The organism is Streptomyces sp. NPDC002785, from assembly GCF_040295565.1.
GTDB lineage: Bacteria > Actinomycetota > Actinomycetes > Streptomycetales > Streptomycetaceae > Streptomyces.
The window spans coordinates 1-3,942 of record NZ_JBEOVN010000341.1; the positions used below are offsets into that span (position 1 = coordinate 1).

At 68.6% G+C, this 3,942-nt stretch carries 5 protein-coding genes; 2 read left to right on the top strand and 3 right to left on the bottom strand.

What is annotated here, in order from left to right:
- Nucleotides 1-165: 165 nt before the first annotated feature.
- Nucleotides 166-1,101 (bottom strand): protease-associated domain-containing protein, encoded by a 936-nt coding sequence (locus tag ABTZ94_RS36565; RefSeq protein WP_351207610.1) that lies wholly within the window; start codon nt 1,099-1,101, stop codon nt 166-168.
- Between the two features lie 218 nt (nt 1,102-1,319).
- Between ABTZ94_RS36565 and ABTZ94_RS36570 the strand changes: the two genes are divergently transcribed.
- Nucleotides 1,320-1,763 carry a hypothetical protein gene (locus ABTZ94_RS36570; RefSeq protein WP_351207612.1) on the top strand — a complete coding sequence of 148 codons (444 nt, stop codon included), beginning with the start codon at nt 1,320-1,322 and terminating at the stop codon, nt 1,761-1,763.
- A gap of 71 nt (nt 1,764-1,834) precedes the next feature.
- Here ABTZ94_RS36570 and ABTZ94_RS36575 read toward each other — a convergent pair whose 3' ends face one another.
- A complete protein-coding gene (locus tag ABTZ94_RS36575) occupies nt 1,835-2,770 on the bottom strand; it encodes a phosphotransferase family protein (RefSeq protein WP_351207614.1) in 936 nt (311 codons plus the stop codon).
- Between the two features lie 191 nt (nt 2,771-2,961).
- On the bottom strand, nt 2,962-3,180 hold the full coding sequence (locus ABTZ94_RS36580) for an HAD family hydrolase (RefSeq protein ID WP_351207616.1): 219 nt from the start codon (nt 3,178-3,180) through the stop codon (nt 2,962-2,964).
- Nucleotides 3,181-3,418: 238 nt separating this feature from the next.
- Here ABTZ94_RS36580 and ABTZ94_RS36585 point away from each other — a divergent pair, with 238 nt between their 5' ends.
- On the top strand, nt 3,419-3,904 hold the full coding sequence (locus ABTZ94_RS36585) for an NUDIX domain-containing protein (protein WP_351207618.1): 486 nt from the start codon (nt 3,419-3,421) through the stop codon (nt 3,902-3,904).
- Nucleotides 3,905-3,942 lie beyond the last annotated feature (38 nt).

The following is a 3,942-nucleotide window of genomic DNA, read 5'->3' on the forward strand; positions in this document are numbered from 1 at the left end:
ACACCACGTGATCATTCCGGGGCCGTCGCCATGCCCGGAAGGCAGATCACGACCGTCACGCATCACGCATGATCAGCCACCCGACAGGCTCTTAGGCGAAACGGGGCGGGCCTCAGGAGGAGGGGCTCTTCGTGGCCCGCCCCGTGTCTCAGTCTGAGCTGCGGGTCACGCGGGAGGCAGCCCCGGAAGCACCGTTCCGGTGTATGCGGCGAGCACGCTTCCCAGGGCTCCGCTGACGACAGGGGAGTTGAGGATGCCGACGATGGATCCGCCCCAGCGCTGGAGCCTGCCCGGGTCAGGAGATCCGTTGGCGGCCTCGGATTCGAGACGCGTGGCAAGCTGAGTGAACTCAAGGACGTCGTCTTCCGGAAGTTCCAGAGCAGGCACTGCCTGGCGCAGCGCGCGGGCGAGCATGACGACCGCCGCGGGGTCGATCCCGTCCTTGTTGGTCGTGGCGGTCATGGTGAAGTCACGGCTGTTCGCGGCGATGTTGCCCGTGTTCTCCCCGATGTTGAACGTCGTGTTGCCGCTGCTGTTGCGACGCTCGTACGCGCTTACGTCACCTTCGAAGTGCTCCACGCAGTCCTGCCCCTTTGCGGTGATCTCGGCCCGGGCGGGCCCTTCCAGCTGTCCGGACTTGTTTCCTGTGATCAGTTCCTTGGAGAGCAGGTAGGCCGCTGCGCGGTCGACCTCGCCAGGCGTCAGCCGGTCGCCCTCGAAGAGCGAGAGCGGAGACTGGAGGATGCCGTCGGCGTAGGGGAAGCCAACGCCTTTCTCCTTCTGCGTCCATAGCCAGGTCAGCAGGCCCTTGCGTGCAGCCGCGCTGCGCGCTCTGGGGTCTGCGCGCCGGCCTTGGCGTTCCTGCACCCACTGCAGTCCCCGTGGTGTCAGATTGGCCGCCGGATCGTCCATCGTGGCGTAGTGATCGCCCAGCAGGCCCCAGTTCTTGCACGTCAGCAGCAGTCGGAAGGACTGCTGCTCGTCGAGGCCGTGCAGTTCGCCGAAAGCAGTGATCGTCACGTACTCCGTCGAGTTCGCGGCCGTCTGTTCGTGGACCCACTCCACGAGCGGCTCGTGTAGAGCAACAAAGTCAATGGCCATGGACGCGCTCTCCTTGCTCGGTGCTGAGAACTCATGAGCGTAAATCCCGGCACTGACACGGAGCCCTTCTGCGCCCCGACCGCTGCGGGTAGCGCATGGCATCATCCCTGCGGGTCGTACCGGCGATCACTCCTCGCCGGTACGACCTTGTTCGCTCCGGTAGATCGGAAGTGTGTGCGGGCCTGGACGGGTGCGGTGGGCCGGGCCAGGCTGTGTGAATGAACGACGAAGGCGCCGCCCCCGGGGAAGACAGCCGTGCGGCCAAAGTGGCCCTCTACATGGAAACGCTCCAGGCCCGGATGGACCCGGACCAGTACGGGGCTCTGGCCCGGGCTCTGCACGAGGCATTCCATCTGCTGGCTCAAGGCCGCGAGGGCACCATCGACTCCGAGGACGACTCCACATTCACGTTGGAGATGAATCGCGAGTTCGCGACCGTCCTGACGATGCTCCTCACCGGAAAGATGGACCAGCAGATCGTCGAGGTGCCCGGATCCGACGGCCACTCCGGCTTCGTCCTCATGGACCCCGAAGAGGCCGACGACCCCGCCAAAGTGCAGGAAGTCCGCGACTTCATCGACCAGTGGAGCACCGAGCGCGAATCCGTGAGCAACGAGCTGGACGGAATCGCGCGGGCGAGCAACCTGAGCACCGACGACTGATCACCTGTCGGCCAGATCACCCGGCATGAACACACGTCCGCAGCAGGCCGGCGGCCCGGAACGTAGGCAGTTCAGTTCACGCGAAGCGCGAGAAGTGCCATTCCCGCGGTGGCGGCGCGGTGCTGGTAGGCGCGGAGGCCGGGGGCGCCGGGGGGTGCGGGCAGTCGGGCGTTGCGGTGCCAGTGGCCGGTGAGGGCGGCGAGGAATGCGGTGGCGGCCAGGGGGTCTGTCGCAGTTGCGAAATGTTCGTCCAGCAGGCGGGTGATGTCCTTGGGGGTGTGGCCGGCGAGGACGAGCTGAGGGGCGAGGGAGACTGCGTCGACGCAGGCGGGCCCGGTGGTGGCGTGGGCCCAGTCCACGAAGGTCACCCCACGCTCCTGGTCGCGGACCATGTTGTCGGCGCGCAGGTCGCCGTGGACGATCCGGTCGCCGTGAGCGAGGCCGGGCCAGGCGGCCTCGAGTTCGGCGAGCTGGTGCAGCCGGTCCCGTACGTCGGGGTTCAGGTCGCCCGGCGGGTTCGCGAGCAGGACGTCCCAGCCGTGGAGGCCAGCCGCGCCGGAGGGTGTGCTGGCGACCGCCGCGGTGTAGGCAGCCGGGGCGGGGCTGGAGGTGAGCTTGTCGAGCAGGGCCCAGGTCTGCCCGGCGTCGCCGGAGGCCGGTGAGAGGTCGGGGTGCGGTCCGTCCAGATGGGCGATGACGACGGCGGTCCAGCCGGCTGCACGGTAGATCCCCAGGAGCTCCGGGGCCGGGGCGCCGGGAGGCAGCACGTCCAGGACGTTGGCCTCGTGGACGTTGGCGTCGGTCAGCGGGTCGTCGTCGGGAGCGGCCTTGACGAAAACCCGTCGGCCACTGGCGAGGCGGAGTGCGGCGGCAAGCTGGTGGCCGAAGCCGCCCGCCGGGGTGTCCACGTCCATAACGGAGGATCCGAGGGCGGTTTCGAGGCGGGTCCGCAGCGGGGCCGGAACGTCGGTCCATCGCAGACGGCCGACGGGGGGAAGCGAAGACATGGAGGCGACTCACAGGTGGTGGCGGGCAGGGCGCGGGGGTGAGCGCCGACCCGGACCGTGTGAGGTGGTGCCTCAACGGTCCCGGCCGGCGCTTGGCGCCTGTCGCCGCATCACGCACATGCCTTGAGTCCCTTGGAAGTCGGGAAGGGCATCCGTTTCGGGTGCCCTTCCACTGTAGCGGGGCGAGTGGGTCAGGTCGCGGAGATTGGAGTCAGGTGATGCAGGAGGGACGGTCCGATGCGGGTGGGATCGGACAGCAGGTGACGGGCTCCAGCCGTACGGAGGGCGGCTGACGGGTGCCAGCCCCACGCGGCACCCAGCGCGAGGACACCGGCGGCGCGCGCGGCGCTCATGTCGCCGGGACTGTCCCCGACGAATACCACCTGCTCGGGCGAGACGCCGCCCCTCACTGCGGCCGGATCCGGGAGCCGGAGGAATCCCCTGTGTGACGTACAGGGGCGGCATTTGCGTTCGCGGGCTGGAGCGGGGGCGTAGGACAGGAGCAGCGGGTGCGGGTCGCCGTGGGCTGGGCCGCCCGTACTCGCGTGTTCGTACTCGCGTGTTCGTCTTCGCGGTGGTTTGCAACAGTTGTGTACCTGGTGTCGGGGAATCGCTGGTGTCTATTGCGGGTGTGTTTGGGTCGTGTGCATGAACGTGCAGATGAGCCCGGAGGAGTACGAGCGGACGTTGCCGCGTAAGCGGGTCGCCGCAGGGGTTTTGTTCTTTGATCCGGAGGGGCGGGTGCTGTTGGTGGACCCGGTCTACAAGCCCTTGTGGGAGATCCCCGGCGGTGCCGTGGAGTGGGACGAGTCCCCTCGCGCGGGTGCGGTGCGGGAGGTCAAGGAGGAACTGGGGCTGGAGTGGGAGCCGGGCCGGCTCCTTGGTGTGGACTGGCGTGGGGCGCGGCCTGGGCGCAGTGAGGGCCTGGTCTATGTGTTCGACGGTGGGGTGCTGAGCGGGGATCGGCTGTCGGGGGCCCGGTTGCAGGCGGAGGAGCTCGGGGCGATGGAGTTCGTTGCGGTCGACCGGCTCCGGGAGCGGTTGGTGGAGCGGCTCGCGGTGCGGGTGGAGGCGTGTGTGCGGGCCCGTGAGCAGGGGCTGACGGTGTATCTGGAGTACGGGGTGCCGGTATAGGGAGAACATGCGTTGGTGGTCCGGCCCATTGTGGGGCC

Bases quoted from the DNA above. Each gene is read 5' to 3' on its own strand.
- ABTZ94_RS36585 (WP_351207618.1), top strand. From the start codon at position 3,419: ATGAACGTGCAGATGAGCCCGGAGGAGTACGAGCGGACGTTGCCGCGT.
- ABTZ94_RS36565 (WP_351207610.1), bottom strand. From the start codon at position 1,101: ATGGCCATTGACTTTGTTGCTCTACACGAGCCGCTCGTGGAGTGGGTC.
- ABTZ94_RS36575 (WP_351207614.1), bottom strand. From the start codon at position 2,770: ATGTCTTCGCTTCCCCCCGTCGGCCGTCTGCGATGGACCGACGTTCCG.
- ABTZ94_RS36570 (WP_351207612.1), top strand. From the start codon at position 1,320: ATGAACGACGAAGGCGCCGCCCCCGGGGAAGACAGCCGTGCGGCCAAA.